The organism is Sphingomonas sp. 2378, from assembly GCF_038084995.1.
Classification (GTDB): domain Bacteria; phylum Pseudomonadota; class Alphaproteobacteria; order Sphingomonadales; family Sphingomonadaceae; genus Sphingomonas.
The window spans coordinates 1-19,355 of the sequence record NZ_JAXCMJ010000006.1 but is presented as its reverse complement, the minus strand read 5'-3'; the positions used below and the strand labels follow the sequence as shown (position 1 = coordinate 19,355).

The following is a 19,355-nucleotide window of genomic DNA, read 5'->3' as shown; positions in this document are numbered from 1 at the left end:
GGAACTCCGATAAACCAGGGGAAAGGATGGCCGCGCCCCTATCAGATCGCGGCTTTCCTGCCATCCCCCGAGGCCGCAGGCCGACCAACGGGATGTGGCCTCAGGCCGATCAGCGGTCGCAACCAGCGCACCCTGCGCCCAAGGAGGTAGAAGGCCCAGCACCCCGCCACCGTCGCCACGATCAGGACCAGCGCGTCGAGCCATAAAGGCAACCCCGCCCGCCGCAGGTAAAAGGCGACGAGGATGATGAGCGTCTGATGGACCAGATAGAAGGGAAAGACCGCTTCGGTCAGGGGCCGCCGCCAGGGGTGATCGCGGTTCCAGAACCGCTCCGCCACGCCGATCAGCGCGACGACCGCCATCCATCCCTGCACCGCGCGCGCGCCGGCAAAGACGATGCCCAGTCCCTGCGGCGCGCCCGCCAGGCCCGGCCAGCGCCACTCCAGCCCCGCCGCCACGCCATAGCTCGCCAGCGCGATCAGTCCCGCCGCCACCCAGCCGCGCCGGAAGCTGTCCAGCACCCGTTCCGACCCCGCCATGCCGAATCCGAACAGCAAAGCGGGGAAATAAATGGCATGGGCCAGCCAGTCGTCGAACAGCCCATGCGTCTCCGACTGACCGGGAAAGAAGCGGATATCGACCAGCAGCAGCCAGACCACCGGCACCACCGCGCCGCCCCATCCGCCCAGCACCCGGTCGAACAGTCCTTGCGCCTTCGCACCCCAGCGACCCCCGGTCGCCAGCATCGCCGCCACCGCCATGGTATAGGCCCATAGGTAACCGACGAACCACAGATGGTTCCAGGCAGGGGACGGCACCACCCCGCCGATCGCGCGGAAGCCCAGCCAGTCGCGCGTCCAGAAGGTCCAATAGGACCCGCCATAGCTGTATTTGCTCGCCAGTTCGGCCCAGATTTGCGGCGGCACCAATATGGCTACACCAAAGGCCAGCGGGACGAGCAGCCGGATGCTCCGCCCGCGCACGAAGCTGAAGATGCTCGGATGCCGCACCGCCAGCGCGCGGGTGGCATAGCCCGACACGACGAACAACAGCATCAGCCGCCACGGATTGCTGGCCAGCATGGGGATCGCGACCCAGGGCAGCCGCGCCAGCTGGACGTGAAAGCCCCAGGGCACGAATACCATGCCGATATGATAGAGGATCAATATGGCGAAGGCCCCGACGCGCAGCCAGTCGAGTCCGTAATGACGGGGAATGGGGGCGACAGCAGTCATGGGGGGTCATCGGGCGATCATTATGGGGCGTCTGGTACAGCACTGACTTTGAACCGCAACGCCGCGCGCGTATATAAGGGCCCATGTCCATTCGTCCCTGGCGAGATATCGTCCGCCGCCAAAGCCGTCAGATCATGGTGGGCAACGTGCCCGTGGGCGGCGACGCCCCCGTCACCGTGCAGACCATGACCAACACGCCGACCAGCGATTCGGTCGCCACGCTCGACCAGATCCGGCGCTGCGAAGAGGCGGGGGCGGACATCATCCGCGTCTCCTGCCCCGACACCGATTCGACCGCCGCGCTGGCCAAGATCACCAAGGCGGCGCGGGTGCCGATCGTCGCGGACATCCATTTCCACTATAAGCGCGCCCTCGAAGCCGCCGATGCGGGCGCGGCCTGTCTGCGGATCAATCCGGGCAATATCGGTTCGTCCGCGCGCGTCGCCGAAGTCGTCCGCGCCGCCAAGGCCAATGGCTGTGCGATCCGCATCGGGGTGAATGCCGGTAGCCTCGAAAAGGACCTGCTCGAAAAATATGGCGAGCCTTGTCCCGAGGCTTTGGTCGAATCGGCGCTCGACCATATCAAGCTGCTCCAGGATCACGACTTCCACGAATATAAGGTTGCGGTGAAGGCGTCCGACGTCTTCCTGGCGGTGGCGGCCTATCAGGGGCTGGCCGAGGCGACCGATTGCCCGCTGCATCTGGGCATTACCGAGGCGGGCGGGCTGATCGGCGGGACGGTCAAGTCCTCGATCGGCATCGGTTCGCTGCTCTGGTTCGGGATCGGCGACACGATCCGCGTCTCGCTCTCGGCCGAGCCCGAGGAAGAGGTGCGCGTCGGCTTTGAGATCCTGAAGGCGCTGGGCATCCGCAATCGCGGCGTGCGGGTCGTATCCTGCCCGTCCTGCGCGCGCCAGGGCTTCGACGTGATCCGCACCGTGCAGGTGCTGGAGGAACGGCTCCAGCATATCCGCACGCCCATGTCGCTGTCGGTGCTGGGCTGCGTCGTCAACGGCCCCGGCGAAGCGCGCGAAACCGATATCGGCGTGACCGGCGGCGGCAATGGCAAGCACATGGTCTATCTGTCGGGCCTGACCGACCACACGGTCGAGGATGCCGACATGGTCGAGCATATCGTCAAGCTGGTCGAGGCCAAGGCCGCCGAACTGGAAGCGGCCGATATCGCCAAGGCGGCCATCGCGGCGGAGTAACTCGTATTCCTCCCCTGCAAGGGGAGGTGGCAGGGCGGAGCCCTGACGGAGGGGTGTCCCCGGTCGATGGGGCGGGGTTTCCTCACCACCGGGGACACCCCTCCACCAGCTTCGCTGGTCCCCCTCCCCTTGCAGGGGAGGAATGGGTGTCGTTACGGTTTCGGCATGACCATCATTCGTATCGCCGCCGCCCTGATCGAGGACTCCTCCGGACGGCTCCTCCTCGTCCGCAAGACGGGAACCCGCTTCTTCATGCAGGCGGGCGGCAAGATCGAGCCGGGCGAAACCCCCGCCGCCGCGCTGGTCCGCGAGTTGGACGAGGAAATCGGGCTGGCGATCGCGGAGGACGCGCTACGCCCGGTCGGTCGCTTCTCGGCCGCGGCGGCGAACGAGCCGGGGCACCAGGTCGATGCCGCCGTCTTTCACCTGTGCGTCGATCACGACCCGGTCCCCGCCGCCGAAATTGCGGAGGCGATCTGGGTCGATGTCGATTCGGTCGAGGCGATGCCGATCGCGCCCTTGCTCCGCGATCATATCCTGCCTCGCTACCGACAGGGGCTCGCTTGAATCCTCCCGGTGCCGGAGAGGATCAGAGCCGCAGTCCCAGCCGCACCCCCGTCCGGCGCGCCCTTGCTGACCCCGGCGCTGCCCTGCACGCCCAGCGACAGGCGCTGTGATAGCGCGGTGTCGAGCCCCGCGCCGATCTCCTGCCGGTCGGCGACCTGATCGCTGACCCGCGAGGCGTAATTGTACGAGACGCTGACCTCGCTCGCCTTGCCGATGCCGAGCGCCACGCCGCCGCGCGCGCTGGTCACGTCGCGCAAGGCATAGGCGTCGGGCTGCCCGACAAAGCTATGGCCGATCGCCGCGAAGGGCGTGACCTTGCCCGGCACGGCGGCTTCGGCGACGACCGAATAATCCGCCTTGCCGGTGCCAAGTCCTTGCGAGGCCGAGGCGGTGGGCAGCTTCGCGCTGCCGGTCAGCGCCAGCGCCAGGTGATGACGGCGCGGCGGCACCAGTTGCACCGAGGCCCCGACCACCGCATCGCCCAGCCCGCTGCGCTTCACGCGGGTCGCGGGGCGGGTGGGGTCGACCAGGATCGGCAGGCCCAGCGGCCCGCCGGGGGCGACGACATTGCCCGGCGCATCGACCTGCACATAAGGCAGCGCGGCGAACACCGTCACCCGCTTGTGCTTGGCGCGCAGCGAGGCGGTCGAACTGGCGCTGCGCACGCGTTGGCCGGTGCCATATTGGCCCGAGGTATAGTCGGCGCCGACCGAGGCGGTGACCTGTGCACTCGCGGGGGCCACCAGCAGCATGGCCAGACCCGTTGCGGCGAGGAGCGTCTTCATGACCCTTTGTCCCTTGGTGTCGTGTCTCGCAGGGGCAACGGATGCGGGGCGGGGTTTAATCCCGGAGATGTTCGATGGGGTGATACCCCGATCCTTCCCCCTCCCGTTGGGAGAGGGAGGGAGGCGCGAAGCACCGGAAGGGTGAGGGTGGCGACGTGGTGATCGGACACTCGCCTTTCCCCGTCACCCCCGGTATCGCCGACCGCATGAGCGCGCGCACCTCTCCCGTCATCGCCTTCGGCGCCGCGGCGCTGGGCATCGCCATCTATTCGGTGATGGATACGCTGATGAAGCGGCTGTCGATCGATAGCGGCGCCTATAGCGCGGTGCTGTGGCGCTCCTGGGTGGGCGTTGCGATCACGGGGGCGCTGTTCCTGTTGCGCGGTGGGCGCTGGCCGGGGCGTCATGCGCTGACACTTCATATCGCGCGCGGGGCGACCGGGGGCGCGTCGGTGTTGCTGTTCTTCTGGGGGCTGGCGCGGGTGCCGATGGCGCAGAGCGTGGCGCTGACCTTCCTCGCGCCGCTGATCGCGTTGTTTCTGGCGGCTTTCACATTGGGCGAGACGATCCGGCGGGCGGCGATCCTGGGCTCGCTGATCGCGGGGGCGGGGGTGCTGGTGATCGCGGGCGGCGAGGTGCAGGCGCAGGCTTCGACCCAGACGGTGCTGGGCTCGCTCGCCATCCTCGTCGCCTCGATCCTCTATGCGGTCAGCCTGGTGCTGTTGCGGCGACAGGCGCAGGTCGCGGGTCCGACCGAGGTGGCGCTGTTCACCATGCTGGTGATCGCCGTGCTGATGACGCCCGCCGCCCCCTTCGTCTCGGGCTGGCCCGCCATGGGGCAGTGGCCCGGCATCGTCACCGCCGCGGCGCTGGGCAGCCTGTCGGCGCTGCTGCTCGCCTGGGCCTATGCGCGGGCGGAGGCGCAGATATTGGCGCCGGTCGAATATACCGCCTTCGTCTGGGCGGCGTGCCTGGGCTATGCGGTGTTCGGGGAGCATGTGTCGCCGTTCACGCTGGTCGGGGCGGCGCTGATCATCGCGGGCTGCGTCTTCGCGGTGCGGCAACCGGGGCCGGGGCCCCAGAGCGAGGCGGGATTATGAGCATCACCATCCGGGCGGCTGAGCGGGCCGACACGGCGACCATCCTGCGCTTCGTCCGCGAACTGGCCGCGTTCGAGCGCGAGCCCGACGCCGTCGTCGCGACCGAGCCTATGCTGGAGGCGGCGCTGTTCGGTGACCGCCCGGCGGCGGAGGCGGTGATCGCCGAGCGCGATGGGCAGGCAGTGGGCTTCGCGTTGTTTTTCGCCAATTTCTCGACCTGGACCGGGCGGCAGGGGCTGTATCTGGAAGACCTTTACGTCACGCCGTCCGCGCGCGGGGGCGGGGTGGGCAAGGCGTTGCTGGTCCATCTGGCGGGCATTGCGCGGGATCGCGGCTGGGGCCGGTTCGAATGGTCGGTGCTCGATTGGAATAGGCCCGCCGTGGCATTCTACCGCGCGATGGGGGCGCGGGCGATGGATGAGTGGACGGTACAGCGGGTTTCCGGCGAGGCGCTGGCGCGGTTGGCGGGGCGGTAGGGCGAAAGAGGGTTCGCGCGGAGGCGCGGAGACGCGGAAGGGGGGGCTTGGCGGCGCGCGTCATTCCCCTGCCGCCAATTTGGTTTTGCCGGGTGCCGTCAGCGGCGGGCGAGACACCTCCGCGTTCTCCGCGCCTCCGCGCGAACCATCCTTCTTTCTTCGCCGATTATCCCCCCCCCCCGTTCAGGCTGGGCATAGTCGAAGGCCAAGGGATTCACGTCACTATGCCGCACGGCGGGGCGTGCGCTTCGACTTCGCTCAGCGTGAACGGAGGATGGGGACTGCGCATCCGCTTCCTCAACCGCCGTTCAGCCTGAGCGTAGTCGAAGGTCATGGGAAGTCCTCTCCCCGGGCTCCCGGATTGCCCTCCCCCAGCCCCTCCCGCCTGCGGGAGGGGAGAAAGAAGAAGAGACGGCCCCTGCCGCCTGCGGGAGGGGAGTGAGAAGAGGGGATAAAAGAAACGCCCCGGTGCCGGGCACCGAGGCGTTTCCTTCCAACAGAAATCCGAAAGGTTCAGGCGCGGCCGGGCACGTCGTGGTCGTGCGGCTCTTCGCCCTTCGCCTTGGCGTCGTCATAGCGCTCGATCGCCTCGACGACGATGCGGCGGGCTTCGTCGCGGTCGCCCCAGGTGCCGATGCGCACCCACTTCTTCTTCTCCAAGTCTTTGTAATGGGTGAAGAAGTGCTCGATCTGCTGGAACACGATCTCGGGCAGGTCGTCGCGACCGCCGACATTCGAATAATAGGGGAAGGTCGAGTCGACCGGCACGCAGACCAGCTTCTCGTCGCCGCCCGCTTCGTCTTCCAGGTTCAGCACCGCGATCGGGCGCGCGCGCACGACGCAGCCCGGAATGAAGGGCGTGCGCGACACGACCAGCGCGTCGAGAGGGTCGCCATCGGGCGACAGGGTGTGCGGCACGAAGCCGTAATTCGCCGGATAGCGCATCGGCGTGTGCAGGATGCGGTCGACGAACAGCGCGCCGCTCGCCTTGTCGAACTCATACTTCACCGGCTCGCCACCGGTGGGCACTTCGATCACGACGTTGATGTCGTCGGGCGGGCTCTTGCCGACGGGAATGAGGTCGATGCGCATCGGTCAGTCTTTCTTTGCCAATGGACCGGAACCGGGTTCCGGTGGAAAAACAATGGCGGGCGCGATAGCGCAACCCGCCATAGGGTGTCGATAGAGGGCGGTGACGCCCTCGTCAGAAAGACGTCAGCGTGCGGTCAGCAAACGGTCCAGCCCGGTTTCGCCGGTCCCCACCTTCTGCAGACGCGGATAGCGCGGGCCGCCGGTATAGGCGAGCGTCACTTCGCGGAAGCGATCCTGGTTCTTTATCACCAACTTGACCGGCCTGGCGGGATCCTTGGCGGCCAGAATTGCGGCCTTCAGGCGGTCGCCCGAATAGCTTTCGCCGTTCACCGCCTGGATCTGCGTGCCGACATCGATCCCCGCCTTGAACGCCGGACTGTCCCAAATCGAACTGGTGACGTCGCCGCTGTTCGAGACGACCATGCCCAGCGAATAGCTGACATCGGTGCGGCCCTTCTCGTTCTGCTTGAAGGTCGGGGTCGGCTCGGCTGTGTAGACCAGCTTGTAGCCGTTCATCGCGAAGCCCTGGATCGGCGCGGGCTGGCCGGTTTCGGTCAGGCGCTTGGTCAGGAAGCCCGCCCAGTCATAGGGCACGATCGCGTTCAGCGTGTCGGAGACATCCTGGAAGGTGTAGGTCACCTCGCCCCAGTCGCCGTTGCGGATGCCGAAAAAGGCCTTGGCGAAATCGTCGATCGACTTGGTGCCGTTCGACTTCTGGCGGAGCATCGCATCGACCTCCATCCAGACCATCAGGCCTTCATTGTAATAATCCTCCGACCGCTGCCAGCTCGTCCAGCCCTTGGGCTTGCGCGACGAGATGATCGGGTCGTTGGTGGTATCGATCAGGTCGCGCCACTGCCGCGCGGGCGCGGTGTCGTAGATGCCCAGGATCGATGCATATTGGTCCAGCGTATCCTGCTTCGACACCATCCCCGACCGCGCCTGGAGCACATAACCCCAGAATTGCGTCTGCCCCTCATAGACCCACAGCATCGAATTGCGCATCGGCGTGCGGAAATCGGGGGTCCACAGATCGGCCCCGCGCCGGAACTTGCCGTCCCAGCTATGGGTGAATTCGTGCGGCAACAGGTTGCGGCGGCCCGGCCCCGAATCCCATTCGGTGAAATAGCCCGGCGTCACGCCGTTTTCCGACGAACGGTGATGCTCCAGGCCGATGCCGCCGAGCTGGTCGCTGATCGACAGCAGGAATTCATAATGATCGTAATGCTGTGCGCCGAACGCCTTGACCGCCTGATCGACCAGCCGCTGGTGCGCTGCGATCTGTTCGGGCTTGGCGTTCAGCTCGGCGGCGTTGTCGGCGAAGACGTTCAGGTTGACGCGCGGGGTCAGCGGGAAGACCTTGCCATATTTGCCCGCCAGCACCGGGGAATCGACCAGGATTTCGTAATTGGTCGTGTCATAGGTGTAGGTCGAGCCCGACGCCTTGGCCGGAACCGCGCCCGCCGCCGTCCAGCCTGCGGGGAAGATCGCGGTCATCTGGATCGGGATCTGTCGGGTATAATAGCCCGCCGGGTAGAGGCTGACCGAATTGGGTTGCAGCGAGATCATCGTCGGGGTGACGGCGATGCGGCCCTGGTCGGGCTTGGTCGCCGACAGGAACTGGAACTCCAGGTCGAGTTGCTTCGCGCCCGCGGGCACGTCGATATGAAAGGCGAAGACATCGACCGGGTCGCGCGTCCAGGGCAGGATGCGGCCATTGGCCTTGATGACCAGGCCCGCCAGCTTCTCGATCTCGCCACGCGGATTGTGCGCGCCGGGCAGCCATTTCGGGAAGAGCAGCGCCATCGGCCCCACCTTGGCGACGGGGATCGTCTCCTTCATGCGAAAGATGCCGCGCTCGGTATCGGTGGCGTCGACCACCAGGTTGATCGTGCCCGGATAGGGGGTGTCGACTGCATCGGGGATCGTATTGACGAAGGGCAGGGGACCGGCGGGGGCGGAATTGCCCGACGGCACCTGCGCGAGCGAGACGGCGGCGGTCGAAACCAGGGACACGGCGATCAGGGCATGAAAGACGGGACGGATCATGGAGAGCCTTTTGCGGCGAAGAGAGATGCGGGCAGGTTAGGCACCCGATAGGCCAGTCGTCCAGACCTTTTCCCCGCGCGCCGTGGCTAGGCCTTATCCGCCGCCGCCGCCCAGCACATTCACGGTGAAGGCGATCACGCCCAGGTTGAAGATGAAGGCGGCCAGGCACTGGCCCGTCACCACCCGCCGCATCCGTCGCGAGGCAATCGACACGTCGGAGGTCTGGAAGGTCATGCCGAGCGTCACCGAGAAATAGAGGAAGTCCCAGTAATCGGGCTCCGCCGTGTCGGGAAAGTCGAGGCCGCCGACATCCCCCTTGTCCCCCGCGCTGTAGAAGAGATGCGCATAATGCAGCGCATAGACGATGTTGGAGAACAGCCAGGCGAGGATCAGCGTGCCGACGACCAGCGCGACGGTGACGGGGCTGCTCCGCCCGCGCAACTCGCCCCCGACCGCGATCAGGATGACGAACAGAACGATCCCGCAGAATACCAGCAGGACCGCGCGATTGGCATCGTTCCGTGCCGCGCGCCGCCGCATCTTCGCCGCCTCGCCCTGCCGCAACAGGGGAATGAGCGAGACGAGGAACAGGAAGGCGGCGATATCGAACCCGGCCAATATGCCCCGCGTCAGCCCTAGCGGCGGAACGAGGACCATGGCCGATACGATCAGGATCAGCGCGAAGGCCAGGAAACGCGGCGGTGCGATCCGGTCGCCGATACGGGTCGTCAGGCGCTGCCAGCGGGTGGTGGTCATGAGCCGGGTGTAATCCCGTCACGCCTCACTTGGCTATCGCTGTCGGATGCCGTTAGCCGACTCCCTGGACAGGACGGATGGGCAACGGTCCTTTTCCTCCCCTGGAAGGGGATCGTTGCAAAACCCGCCAGACCAACCCGGCGAAGGCCGGAATCCAGTTGGGAAGGCGTTGGCAAGTCGCTCCCATCGTGACGTCACTGGACCCCGGCCTTCGCCGGGTTGGTGGTGGATGAATTTCGCAGAGGAATCCTTGCAGGGAAGGCAGGAGGGCGGTGCGGCATGCGTGTCGGTGAGGCCTGATCCGACCTTAGTTGCGCAGGCTGTCCGGCACGATGCCGCCATTTTCGGCCAGCTTGGCCATCACCGCCTTGTGAAGCGCGATATTCTGCTCGGCGGAGCCGTCCTCGGCGGCGTGGACGCCCAGTTCGTTGGCCAGTTCCTTGCGCGCGGCCAGGCTGGAATCCAGGTCGAGCAGCTTGAGCAGATCGACGATCGAGCTTTGATAGTTGCCGCCGCCATTCTTCATCGCCGCCATTTCGCTCAGCACCGCGCCGACATCGACCGACTGTGCGGCGGGTGCGGCATCGGCCACCGGGGCGGGAGCGGGTTGCTGCGGCGCGGCCTGGGTCGTGGTCGGTGCGGGGGCGGGCGTCGGGGCCGCTCCGGCGGGCTTGGCCGCGCCGTGGTGGAAGATCTTGCCCAGAATATTGCCGAAGATGCTCATAACGCGGGTTCCTTCATCATCTCGCCCCAGCGGCGTTGCCAGGTTCAAACGATGCGATCGGCTTTCGGGTCCGGATGCGACGGAACGTCCTGCGTCACGGCGCGCTTACACGGTTTGACGAAACATCTTAGGAGCTTATTGGCATGAGCATTCGCGCAACCGCTCTCGGTGCCGCCGCCCTGTTGGCCCTTGCGGGCTGTAACCGCAGCGAGCCGCAGGTGCAGAACGGCATGACCGCCGACACCATGAGCACCAATGGCATGGCCGAGGGGAATGCGATGGCCGACGCCACCCCCGCGGCGCTGCCCGCCGCACAGGTCTTCGCCAATGCGGCGGCGGCGAGCGATGCCTTCGAGATCGAGACGTCGAAGCTGGCGCTGACCAACGGCGCATCGGCGTCGGTCAAGAGCTATGCGCGCACGATGATCGAGGCGCACACCGCCTCGACCGCCAAGCTGAAGACCGCGGCGGGTTCGGCCACCCCGGCGATCACCCCCGATCCCACGCTGAATGCCGAGCAGCAGCAGAAGCTGGACCAGTTGAAGGGCCTGAACGGCACCGCCTTCGACCAGGCCTATATCGCCGAGCAGACCGCCGGGCATCAACAGACGCTCGACACGCTCAAGGCCTATGCCGCGACGGGCGAGTCCGCGCCGCTGAAGACCTTCGCGACCGGCCTGATCCCGACCGTCACCGCGCATCTCAACATGGCCAAGGGCCTGAAGGCCTGATGCCGCGCCGCCCCCTCGCCGTGCCGGACGGAGAGGGGGCCGGTCACTAAGCTACATCAACGCGGCCGCCGTCCGATCATGCCATGATCGCCCATGGCCGATTCCGCACCCCATTCCGCCGCGCTGATCATCATCGACATGATCAACGACCTCGATTTCGAGGGCGGCGAGCATCTTCGTGAGCCCGCCGAGGCCGCCGCCGCGCGGATCGTCGCCCTTCGGGACGAGGCGGACTCCGCCGGGGTTCCGGTGCTCTACGTCAACGACAATTTCGGCCATTGGCATTCCGAGCGCTCCTCGATCGTGGATCATTGCGCGCGGGAGGACAGTCCGGGCCGCGCGCTGATCGAGGCGCTGCGCCCGCGCGACCGCGATTACTTCGTGGTGAAGCCGCAATTTTCGGGCTTCTACGCGACCAACCTGCCGGTGCTGCTGCCGCAACTGGGCGTCAGCCGGTTGATCCTGACCGGGGTGGCGGCCGATATCTGTGTCCTGTTCACCGCCGCCGATGCGCATATGCGCGAATATGACCTGTGGGTGCCGGCGGACACGGTGGCGAGCGAGAGCGATTCGCATCGCCGCTGGGCGCTGGAGATCATGCGGCACAGCATGTGCGCCGAAACCCGTGCCACCGACGAACTCGCGCTGGCGGAGTGGTTGGCGAGCGAGGCGTGATCGCACTCTAGCGCGCGGGGCTTCGCTACCCTAGATACCGCCACCTCTATGGCACGGATCGAAACACCCAAGCGCGTGCGCGGCACGCAGGACATCTTCGGCGACGAGCAGCGCCGCTTTGCGGAGGTGCTGCGCACCTTCGAGTATGTCCACGAGCTCTACGGCTTCCAGCGGCTCGACCTGCCGGTGTTCGAGGATACGCAGGTCTTCGCCCGCTCGATCGGCGAGACGACCGATGTCGTGTCGAAGGAGATGTACACCTTCCCCGATCGCGGCGGCGACCTGCTGACCCTGCGGCCGGAGTTCACCGCCGGGATCGCCCGCGCGTACCTGACCGAGGGGTGGCAGCAATATGCGCCCTTGAAGCTGGCGACGTCGGGCGCGGTGTTCCGTTACGAGCGCCCGCAAAAGGGGCGGTATCGCCAGTTCCACCAGATCGACGCCGAAATCCTGGGCGCGCCCGAACCGGCGGCGGATGTCGAGTTGCTGGTGATGGCCGACCAGTTGCTGAGCGAACTGAACATCGCCGAGGGCGTGACGCTGCAACTCAACACGCTGGGCGATGCCGCGACGCGCGATGCGTGGCGCGACGCGCTGGTCGCGCATTTCGAGGCGCACCGGGATCAGCTTTCCGAGGACAGCCTGGTGCGGCTGGAGAAGAATCCGCTGCGCATCCTCGATTCCAAGGACCCGCGCGACCGGCCGATCGCCGATGCCGCGCCCGATATCGATGCCTATCTGACGCCCGAAGCGCGTGCCTTTTTCGAGGCGGTGACGGCGGGGCTGGACGCGGCGGGCGTGGCCTGGACGCGCAATGCGCGGCTGGTGCGCGGCCTCGATTATTATCGCCACACCGCGTTCGAGTTCGTGACCGACCGGCTGGGGGCGCAGGGCACCGTGCTGGCGGGTGGTCGTTATGACGGGCTGATCGAGTCGCTCGGCGGCCCCGCCACGGCGGGCGTGGGCTGGGCGGCGGGGGTCGAGCGGCTGGCGATGCTGCTCGACGAACCGCCCAGGCCGGTCATCGATGCGGTCGTGGTGCCGATGGGCGCGGCGGCGGAGTTGCGCGCGACCGGGCTGGTGGCCGAGTTGCGCCGCACGGGCGTCGCCACCGACATGGCGTTTCGTGGCAACATGAAGCGTCGCATGGCCAAGGCCAATGACCAGCGCGCCAGCTATGCGCTGATCCTGGGCGATGACGAACTGGCGAATGGCCAGGTGCAGATCAAGGCGTTGAAGACCGGCGATCAGGTCACGGTGCCGCTGGAATCGGTCGCGGAGTGTATCTTCGACCTGCTGTTCGATGACGAAGCTGCGACCGAGCATGGCGCGGCGCTTCCCTCATTGGCGCAGCGTCTGACGACGCCATGAAGACCATCTCCGCCGAACGCATCGCCCAGATCGAGGCGCGACGCGACGAACTCCAGGCGATGATGGCCACCGGCGACCTGCCCTCGGACCGCTTCGTCGCGGTGTCGAAGGAATATGCCGAACTGGAACCCGTCGCCAACGCCGCCGCCGAGGTGCGGCGTCTGCGTCAGGAGGCCGACAGCCTGTCCTTCATGGCGCAGGACGGTGACGACGAGTTGCGCGAGATGGCGGCGGAGGAATTGCACGCCAACCGCACCGCGCTGGCCGAGGCGGATCGGACGCTGGCGCTGGCCCTGCTGCCCCGCGACGCCGCCGACGAGCGCGCGGCGATGCTGGAAATCCGCGCCGGGACCGGCGGGGACGAGGCGGCGCTGTTCGCGGGCGACCTGTTCCGCATGTACCAGCGTTATGCCGAGCGGCAGGGGTGGCGGGTCGAGGTCATGTCCGCCTCGGTGCCCGACACGGGCGGCTATAAGGAGGTCGTCGCCTCGGTCGTGGGGGCGGGCGTCTTCGCCAAGCTGAAGTTCGAATCCGGCGTCCACCGGGTCCAGCGCGTGCCGGTGACCGAATCGGGCGGGCGCATCCACACCTCGGCGGCGACCGTCGCGGTGCTGCCCGAGGCGGAGGAGGTCGACCTCCAGATCGACGACAAGGATCTGCGCATCGACATCTATCGCTCGTCGGGCGCGGGCGGTCAGCATGTCAACACCACCGACTCGGCGATCCGCATCACCCACATCCCCAGCGGGCTGGTCGTGATCCAGCAGGACGAACGCTCGCAGCACAAGAACCGCGCCAAGGCGATGAAGGTGCTGCGCACCCGCCTGTACGAAGCGGAGCGCGAGCGGCTGGCGGCGGAACGCGCGGGCACCCGTCGCTCGATGGTCGGTTCGGGCGACCGATCGGAGCGGATTCGGACGTACAACTTCCCGCAAGGCCGCGTCACCGATCACCGCATCAACCTGACCCTGCACCGCCTGCCCGAGATATTGGAAGGCGAACTGGACGAACTGGTCGGCGCGCTGCTGGCCGAGGATGAGGCCGAACGGCTCGCCGCACTCGATGGGTGACGCCTGCGGCTACCTCTCATCCTTCCACCCCGGCGAAGGCCGGGGTTCAGTGGCGACGAGTGTTCAAGCGTGTCGCTCTATCTCGCAAGATGAAGTTCGCGCAGAGGCGCAGAGGACGCAGAGAGGGTTGGCCCGCTGCGCCAAAGGCCTTTTCCTTTGCTTGCGAATCATGTTCGGGCGTTGTCAGGGGCGAGACATCTTTGCGTCCTCCGCGCCTCTGCGCGAACCATTCTCTTCATGTCAGACCCCGGCTTTCGCCGGGGTGTTCGGCTGATAAGGTGACCGACGCCCGCACCGCGCTGGTCGAAGCCGCCGCGCGTTTCCTCTTTTCGCCGACCGCGCGGCTCGATGCCGAGTTGCTGCTCGCCCATGCGCTGGGGATCGAGCGGAACGCGCTGCTGCTCGACCAGACCCGCGCCGTGCCCGACAGCTTCTGGTCGCTGGTCGATCGCCGCGCCGCGCAGGAACCGGTCGCCTATATCACCGGCACGCGCGGTTTCTGGACGCTCGACCTGATGGTCGGCCCCGGCGCGCTCGTCCCGCGCGTCGATAGCGAGACGCTGATCGCCGCCGCGCTCGCCCATTTCGGGGATCGGCCGCCCGCGACATTGCTCGACCTCGGCACCGGGCCCGGGACGTTGCTGCTCGCGCTGCTCGACGAGTGGCAGGGTGCGAACGGGGTGGGGGTCGACCGCTCGGGCGAGGCGCTGCGCTATGCGGTCGCCAATGCTGCGGCCTGCGGATTGTCCGAGCGGGCGCGGTTCGTGCGCGGCGACTGGGCGGCGGCGCTGACCGGCCCGTTCGACTGCATCGTCACCAACCCGCCCTATATCGGCACCGACGAACCCCTGTCGGCGGAGGTGCGGGACTATGAGCCCGGCGCCGCGCTGTTCGCCGGGCCCGACGGGCTGGACGATTACCGTCTGCTCGCCCCGGCGTTGCGGCGGCTGCTCGCCCCGGGCGGCGCGGCGGTGGTGGAGATCGGGCATGAGCAGGCGGGGGCCGTCACCCCGCTTCTGGAGGCGCAAGGGTTCGCCGTGACGCTGCACCGCGACCTGGGCGGGCGACCGCGTGCGTTGCTGGCACATTGAACAATCGCGATGATGCCCCATATTTCACTTGAAGGACATAGGTCCGACCCGCTAGAGCGGGCGCAGGGGCACGCGAACATTCGGCATTCCCACCGTTATCTCGGGGCACCGTTTTTCGGGGTCGTTGATGTCGGGCCGATGCCCATACCCTTCGTCATGCAGTCGCTGCTGTCCGGCGGCCGTGGCAAGCGCCCATTGGGCGCCAGAGCTTCGCATCGTGCGGGACGCGCGCGGTGCCGGGAAAAGTGGACCTTGTTGGTTTGACGACTAAGGACGAACAGCTTGATCAATAATCGGCAGGCCGGCCGCCGTCGCGGTCGTGGCGGCAACAACAATGGTGGGCAGCGTCCGGGTGGCAATCCCGGCCGTTCCGACAATGGCAATCGCATCGACAACCGCGCGCGCGGCAACGCCAACCAGCTGTACGAAAAGTACAAGAACCTGGCGACCGAGGCGCAGCGTCAGGGCGATCGGGTCAACACCGAATATTATTGGCAGTTCGCCGATCACTATTTCCGGGTGTTGAGCGAGAGCCGTTCGCGCTTCGAGGAACAGAATCAGCGCCGCCAGCGCGAGGAACCGCGCGACGAGCAGTTCGATGACGGCTTCGACAACGATGCCGAGGATTATGGCGACGAGGGCGATCCCATCCGCCCGGGCGAGCAGCAGGGCGAGGCGGAGCCGCGTCGCGAGCGTCAGTATCGCGACAATCAGCCCCGTGAAAACCAACAACAGCGTGAAAACCAGCAGCGCGACGACCGCAACCGGGACGATCGTCCCCGTCGCGACCGTGAGGATCGTCCGCGCCGCGACGATCGTCGCCCGGTCCGCGCCGAACAGGTCCGCGCCGAGCAGCCGGTCATGACCGAAGAGGCTCAGCCGGTCGCTGCGGTCGAGACGCTCGCGCCTCAGGCCGAGGAAGAGGCGCCCCGTCGTCGCGGTCGTCCGCGCCGCGAGCGCCCGGTCGAGACCCAGGACCAGGCCGAACCCGCAGGCTTCGACGCCGATCGTCTTCCCCCCGCGCTGAGCGCCGCTCCGGAAGCGGACGCCCCCGTCGAGGAAAAGCCGCGCCGTCGCCGCGTTCGTGCGGCCGCGCCGGTCGAGCCGGAGGCGGCGGCGGGCTGATCCGCCTCGTCCGCTATTCGGGCTGATGGAAAAGGGCCGGTCGCCGCATCACGCGGGGACCGGCCCTTTTGCGATGGATCAACGCCGGTCGACATCTTCGTCATGACCGGTCCCGGAACTGAGAAAAACCAGCCCCATCAGCGCGCCGGTCAGCATCACCATGCCCCCGATCCCACCGATTACCCCCAGCACCGTCACCCAGTTGAGCGTGCCGTAAACATGCGCGAGGATTGCGAGCGAAAAGCCGACCGCGACGGCGGCGGCGATCGTCATCCACGCCATGATGCGGCGGAACCGCGCCCAGGCGAAGGCCGCCTGTTCGGGATCGTCGAGACCGGATGGGGGAGGGCTCATGCCCCCGACTATGGGTCGCGGGCGCCGCCGGGGCAAGGCGGGCGGCTGACCTGGATCAGGCGGTATGCCCGGCCCCGCGCATCGCGATCCGGCTCCAGACGCTGGTGACGATCGCATTGATCTCCAGCCGGATCGGATGGCGCAGCACATAGACCACCGCGATCCAGGCGAGCACCCCCGCGACAGCGGACAGGCTCAACAGTCCCATGCCGACCGCCTCGGGCGGCGCGACCCAGCGATACACCGCCAGCAGCGGCGCCACCGTCGCCAGCGTTCCGACAAGGCTCTGCGCATAGACGATCAGCATTCCCCGCCAGCGGAATCCGGTCAGCGGCTTCATCAACCCCGCATAGAGCAGGAACCACGCCAGCCCATAGAGGATGCGCGACGCCGCCGCCCATTCCAGGCTGATCCAGGCCCCCAGCACCAACAGTCCGATCGAGGCGATGGTGTCGAGCGCGTTGACCACCACCAGCCGCCGGATCCGCCCAAGCAGGATCGGCAGCTCGAAATGCAGTGGAATCGCGGCGAAGAAAAGCTGCCCGATCGCGATCCAGCTGAGCAGCGGCGCGACGCCCGCCCAGCGCGGACCATAGAGCAGCAGGACGATGGGCGTCGCGGCGGTCGCCAGAAAGGCCATGGCGGGCCAGGTCGCGCCGCTATAGGCGGCCACCACCCGCTGATAGGGGGCGGCCAGATCGGCGCCCGCATCGCGCAGCCGGGCGAAGGCGGGGTAGAAGACGCCGTCGACCGCGCCGCTGACCAGCATCTGCAACTGCGCCCCCAGGCTGGAGGCGCGGCTGAACAGGCCCACGGCGGTCAGGCCCAGGACGCGGCCCACGACCAGATCGGGGCTGCGCGAACTGATCGCGTCGCTGATATAGAGCAGCGAGCTGTTCGATCCGAAGCGCAAGATCGGCCCGAGCCCGTGCAGGCTGGGCGGAAAGGGCGGTCGGATGCCCGATCGCCACTGGCCGATCAGCGCGCGCGCGACCTGCTGGCCGACCGCCGCCCAGGCGAGCGCAAAGGCCGAATAGCCGGCCCAGGCCAGCCCCAGCGACAGCGCGGCATTGACCAGGGCCGCGCCGACACTGACCAGAAACATCGAATAATAGTCCATCCGCCGTTGCAGCATCGCGCTGGGCACGATGCCGAAGGGGACGATCAGATAGGAGCTGGCGATGATGACCAGCAACGGCGTCAGCCGCGCATTGTCGTAGAATCGCGCCACCGGCCAGGCGAGCGCCAGGATCAATAGGCCGATGCCCAGCGCGAAGATCACCGACACCGAAAAGCAGGTCCTGATCTGCTCCTCGGTCAGGTTGCGCTCGCCCGCGACGAAGCGCCGGATGCCGAAATCCTGAAGCGCCGACACCATCATCGCGGCGGACAGCGCGATCGAATAGAGGCCCATCTCCGAGGGCGACAGGAAGAAGCGCGAGATCAGCACGCTGACGATGAACTGAACCGCAAAGGCGATATATTGCGCCCCGATCGACCAGAGCGCCGCCCCCCGTACCGACGCGCCGCTCATCGCCGCACCGCATGGGCGGCCAGCGCCGCCGCCAGCCGAAGGCCCGCGACCGGGCGGTGATGGCGGACCAGCCGGGCGACGGTCCGCCACAAGGCGGGGACCGGCGGAACCCGCTGCTGTCGGACATCCTCCAGATGCGCATCGATCAGCGACAGGCCCTCGCCCGCCAGTGCATCGGGCGAGAACAGGATGCCGCGCGTCACGTCCGCGCGGATCCGGGCGGATAGGCCGGGGCGTCCGAACGCGGAGTCCATTGCCTCGATCGGGGGCAGGCTGTCCCAGTCGTCGGTCGGATCGGGGCGTCCCGCGAGTCGCTCGGCACGTGCGATCCGCGCGACCGAGGCGCCGAAATTCTGGGCAAGGACATGCCGGTTCGACACCTGCGTGGCGGAGGCACGATAGAGGAGCAGGGGATCGGGCAGATTGGCCATGCGCGTCCGATCGACCAGCCGCAGCCACAGATCATAATCCTCGCAATGGCGATAAGCCGCCCGGTACCCGCCCACCGATCGCAATACCTCGCGTCGCATCATGACCGAGGGATGGCAGAGCGGCGATCGCGACGCGAGCGTTTCGGCCACGGCGTCGGAGGATGTGGGATACTCGACCTTATGACCGGGGCGCGGTGCGCCGCTTTCGGTAATGCCCCTTATCTGGGTGCCGACCACGCCATGATCGGAATGCGCGTCGAGAAAGGCGAGCTGGCGGGCGAATCGTTCGGGCAGCGCGATGTCGTCGCCATCCATCCGCGCGATATACTCACCGCGCGCCACGTCGATGATATGGTTCAGGCTGGTGATCAGCCCCTGATTGGCCTGGCGGATCACCCGGATGCGCGGGTCGCGCGCGGCGTAACGATCGATGATCGCCGGAGAGGCGTCCGTCGATCCGTCATCGACGATCACCAGCTCGAAGTCGGCGAAGCATTGCGCGAGGATGCTGTCCAAGGCCGCCGTCAGATAGGCCGCATTGTTATAGACGCTTAGGGCGACGCTGATGCGGGGCGACGTCATACTCGGATCGCATATGTCCCTAGGAGGGGGTGACTAAGAAGCCCTTAAAGCGGGATGGCCCGTGGTGCGATTCGCGAATGTGCGGAAGGTTCCCACCGTCATCGGGGCTCATCCGAGCCGCAGAAGGTTGAAAAACCGTCTTTTTTCAAACTTTGCAGAAAAATGGCATTTTTTGTGTTGACCCGAATCGCGGGTCGGCCTAGAGGGGTTTCACCGCAGCGGTGGTCGCCGAGACTGACCGATGCAGCTACGACAGACTGGCGCGCTGGAAGCCCTGGGAGCGGGGTGGTAAGGTGTTGCCGGTGATTTGTTGTCGGCTCTTTGACATTGTAGGTTAGATGAAGGGACATGCGGGCGGCGGCTTGGCGGTTGTCCTGGGCATTCAAGGTGCTCGGG

Annotated in this window: 20 protein-coding genes; 10 read left to right on the top strand and 10 right to left on the bottom strand. The window is 67.1% G+C overall.

What is annotated here, in order from left to right:
- Positions 1-41: 41 nt before the first annotated feature.
- Positions 42-1,235, bottom strand: a complete 1,194-nt coding sequence (locus SM191_RS04830) for an acyltransferase family protein (RefSeq protein WP_341505211.1) — start codon at positions 1,233-1,235, stop codon at positions 42-44.
- Positions 1,236-1,318: 83 nt separating this feature from the next.
- Here SM191_RS04830 and ispG point away from each other — a divergent pair, with 83 nt between their 5' ends.
- Positions 1,319-2,446: a flavodoxin-dependent (E)-4-hydroxy-3-methylbut-2-enyl-diphosphate synthase gene (gene ispG / locus SM191_RS04825; RefSeq protein ID WP_341505210.1), complete on the top strand. Its 1,128-nt coding sequence runs from the start codon at positions 1,319-1,321 to the stop codon at positions 2,444-2,446.
- Between the two features lie 165 nt (positions 2,447-2,611).
- Complete coding sequence (locus tag SM191_RS04820) at positions 2,612-3,013, top strand: NUDIX hydrolase (RefSeq protein ID WP_341505209.1); 402 nt, start codon at positions 2,612-2,614, stop codon at positions 3,011-3,013.
- Here SM191_RS04820 and SM191_RS04815 read toward each other — a convergent pair.
- Positions 2,992-3,798: a transporter gene (locus SM191_RS04815; protein WP_341505208.1), complete on the bottom strand. Its 807-nt coding sequence runs from the start codon at positions 3,796-3,798 to the stop codon at positions 2,992-2,994. The two genes, SM191_RS04820 and SM191_RS04815, sit on opposite strands and share 22 nt — an antisense overlap.
- Before the next feature lie 206 nt (positions 3,799-4,004).
- Between SM191_RS04815 and SM191_RS04810 the strand changes: the two genes are divergently transcribed.
- A complete protein-coding gene (locus tag SM191_RS04810; protein WP_341505314.1) occupies positions 4,005-4,898 on the top strand; it encodes a DMT family transporter in 894 nt (297 codons plus the stop codon).
- Positions 4,895-5,374, top strand: a complete 480-nt coding sequence (locus SM191_RS04805; protein WP_341505207.1) for a GNAT family N-acetyltransferase — start codon at positions 4,895-4,897, stop codon at positions 5,372-5,374. The genes SM191_RS04810 and SM191_RS04805 overlap by 4 nt, the downstream gene beginning before the upstream one ends.
- Before the next feature lie 513 nt (positions 5,375-5,887).
- Here the strand turns inward: SM191_RS04805 and ppa are convergent.
- From ppa to SM191_RS04785, 4 genes are all read right to left on the bottom strand, one after another.
- On the bottom strand, positions 5,888-6,466 hold the full coding sequence (gene ppa, locus SM191_RS04800) for an inorganic diphosphatase (protein WP_306996850.1): 579 nt from the start codon (positions 6,464-6,466) through the stop codon (positions 5,888-5,890).
- Between the two features lie 123 nt (positions 6,467-6,589).
- Positions 6,590-8,515 (bottom strand): M61 family metallopeptidase, encoded by a 1,926-nt coding sequence (locus SM191_RS04795; RefSeq protein ID WP_341505206.1) that lies wholly within the window; start codon positions 8,513-8,515, stop codon positions 6,590-6,592.
- A gap of 93 nt (positions 8,516-8,608) precedes the next feature.
- Positions 8,609-9,271 (bottom strand): DUF1345 domain-containing protein, encoded by a 663-nt coding sequence (locus tag SM191_RS04790; protein WP_341505205.1) that lies wholly within the window; start codon positions 9,269-9,271, stop codon positions 8,609-8,611.
- Positions 9,272-9,578: 307 nt separating this feature from the next.
- Positions 9,579-9,995: a DUF3597 family protein gene (locus SM191_RS04785; protein ID WP_306996844.1), complete on the bottom strand. Its 417-nt coding sequence runs from the start codon at positions 9,993-9,995 to the stop codon at positions 9,579-9,581.
- Between the two features lie 143 nt (positions 9,996-10,138).
- On the opposite strand from SM191_RS04785, the gene SM191_RS04780 reads away from it, so the two are divergent.
- The 6 genes from SM191_RS04780 to SM191_RS04755 all read left to right on the top strand — a co-directional run bounded on the left by SM191_RS04780 (position 10,139) and on the right by SM191_RS04755 (position 16,058).
- Complete coding sequence (locus SM191_RS04780) at positions 10,139-10,726, top strand: DUF4142 domain-containing protein (RefSeq protein WP_341505204.1); 588 nt, start codon at positions 10,139-10,141, stop codon at positions 10,724-10,726.
- 93 nt (positions 10,727-10,819) lie between these two features.
- Positions 10,820-11,401, top strand: coding sequence for a cysteine hydrolase family protein (locus SM191_RS04775; protein ID WP_341505203.1), 582 nt, complete (start codon positions 10,820-10,822; stop codon positions 11,399-11,401).
- A 48-nt stretch (positions 11,402-11,449) separates the two neighbouring features.
- Positions 11,450-12,772: a histidine--tRNA ligase gene (hisS, locus tag SM191_RS04770; RefSeq protein WP_341505202.1), complete on the top strand. Its 1,323-nt coding sequence runs from the start codon at positions 11,450-11,452 to the stop codon at positions 12,770-12,772.
- On the top strand, positions 12,769-13,842 hold the full coding sequence (prfA, locus tag SM191_RS04765; RefSeq protein ID WP_306996835.1) for a peptide chain release factor 1: 1,074 nt from the start codon (positions 12,769-12,771) through the stop codon (positions 13,840-13,842). The genes hisS and prfA overlap by 4 nt, the downstream gene beginning before the upstream one ends.
- 278 nt (positions 13,843-14,120) lie before the next feature.
- The gene (prmC, locus tag SM191_RS04760; protein WP_341505201.1) at positions 14,121-14,933 is read left to right on the top strand and encodes a peptide chain release factor N(5)-glutamine methyltransferase; all 813 of its coding nucleotides are present in this window, start codon (positions 14,121-14,123) and stop codon (positions 14,931-14,933) included.
- Positions 14,934-15,215: 282 nt separating this feature from the next.
- Positions 15,216-16,058 (top strand): DUF4167 domain-containing protein, encoded by an 843-nt coding sequence (locus tag SM191_RS04755; protein WP_341505200.1) that lies wholly within the window; start codon positions 15,216-15,218, stop codon positions 16,056-16,058.
- A gap of 78 nt (positions 16,059-16,136) precedes the next feature.
- Here SM191_RS04755 and SM191_RS04750 read toward each other — a convergent pair whose 3' ends face one another.
- The 4 genes from SM191_RS04750 to SM191_RS04735 all read right to left on the bottom strand — a co-directional run.
- On the bottom strand, positions 16,137-16,412 hold the full coding sequence (locus SM191_RS04750) for a hypothetical protein (protein ID WP_306996826.1): 276 nt from the start codon (positions 16,410-16,412) through the stop codon (positions 16,137-16,139).
- A gap of 55 nt (positions 16,413-16,467) precedes the next feature.
- Positions 16,468-17,946 (bottom strand): oligosaccharide flippase family protein, encoded by a 1,479-nt coding sequence (locus tag SM191_RS04745; protein ID WP_341505199.1) that lies wholly within the window; start codon positions 17,944-17,946, stop codon positions 16,468-16,470.
- Positions 17,943-18,959 carry a glycosyltransferase gene (locus tag SM191_RS04740; protein ID WP_341505198.1) on the bottom strand — a complete coding sequence of 339 codons (1,017 nt, stop codon included), beginning with the start codon at positions 18,957-18,959 and terminating at the stop codon, positions 17,943-17,945. Before SM191_RS04740 ends, SM191_RS04745 begins: the two co-directional genes overlap by 4 nt.
- 98 nt (positions 18,960-19,057) lie before the next feature.
- Positions 19,058-19,355: hypothetical protein (locus tag SM191_RS04735; protein WP_341505197.1), on the bottom strand; the 298-nt coding region annotated here is incomplete at its 5' end.

Excerpts from the sequence above, each read along its gene's own strand:
- SM191_RS04830 (WP_341505211.1), bottom strand. The coding sequence starts at position 1,235 with ATGACTGCTGTCGCCCCCATTCCCCGTCATTACGGACTCGACTGGCTG.
- ispG (WP_341505210.1), top strand. The coding sequence starts at position 1,319 with ATGTCCATTCGTCCCTGGCGAGATATCGTCCGCCGCCAAAGCCGTCAG.
- SM191_RS04820 (WP_341505209.1), top strand. The coding sequence starts at position 2,612 with ATGACCATCATTCGTATCGCCGCCGCCCTGATCGAGGACTCCTCCGGA.
- SM191_RS04815 (WP_341505208.1), bottom strand. The coding sequence starts at position 3,798 with ATGAAGACGCTCCTCGCCGCAACGGGTCTGGCCATGCTGCTGGTGGCC.
- SM191_RS04810 (WP_341505314.1), top strand. The coding sequence starts at position 4,005 with ATGAGCGCGCGCACCTCTCCCGTCATCGCCTTCGGCGCCGCGGCGCTG.
- SM191_RS04805 (WP_341505207.1), top strand. The coding sequence starts at position 4,895 with ATGAGCATCACCATCCGGGCGGCTGAGCGGGCCGACACGGCGACCATC.
- ppa (WP_306996850.1), bottom strand. The coding sequence starts at position 6,466 with ATGCGCATCGACCTCATTCCCGTCGGCAAGAGCCCGCCCGACGACATC.
- SM191_RS04795 (WP_341505206.1), bottom strand. The coding sequence starts at position 8,515 with ATGATCCGTCCCGTCTTTCATGCCCTGATCGCCGTGTCCCTGGTTTCG.
- SM191_RS04790 (WP_341505205.1), bottom strand. The coding sequence starts at position 9,271 with ATGACCACCACCCGCTGGCAGCGCCTGACGACCCGTATCGGCGACCGG.
- SM191_RS04785 (WP_306996844.1), bottom strand. The coding sequence starts at position 9,995 with ATGAGCATCTTCGGCAATATTCTGGGCAAGATCTTCCACCACGGCGCG.
- SM191_RS04780 (WP_341505204.1), top strand. The coding sequence starts at position 10,139 with ATGAGCATTCGCGCAACCGCTCTCGGTGCCGCCGCCCTGTTGGCCCTT.
- SM191_RS04775 (WP_341505203.1), top strand. The coding sequence starts at position 10,820 with ATGGCCGATTCCGCACCCCATTCCGCCGCGCTGATCATCATCGACATG.
- hisS (WP_341505202.1), top strand. The coding sequence starts at position 11,450 with ATGGCACGGATCGAAACACCCAAGCGCGTGCGCGGCACGCAGGACATC.
- prfA (WP_306996835.1), top strand. The coding sequence starts at position 12,769 with ATGAAGACCATCTCCGCCGAACGCATCGCCCAGATCGAGGCGCGACGC.
- SM191_RS04750 (WP_306996826.1), bottom strand. The coding sequence starts at position 16,412 with ATGAGCCCTCCCCCATCCGGTCTCGACGATCCCGAACAGGCGGCCTTC.
- SM191_RS04745 (WP_341505199.1), bottom strand. The coding sequence starts at position 17,946 with ATGAGCGGCGCGTCGGTACGGGGGGCGGCGCTCTGGTCGATCGGGGCG.
- SM191_RS04740 (WP_341505198.1), bottom strand. The coding sequence starts at position 18,959 with ATGACGTCGCCCCGCATCAGCGTCGCCCTAAGCGTCTATAACAATGCG.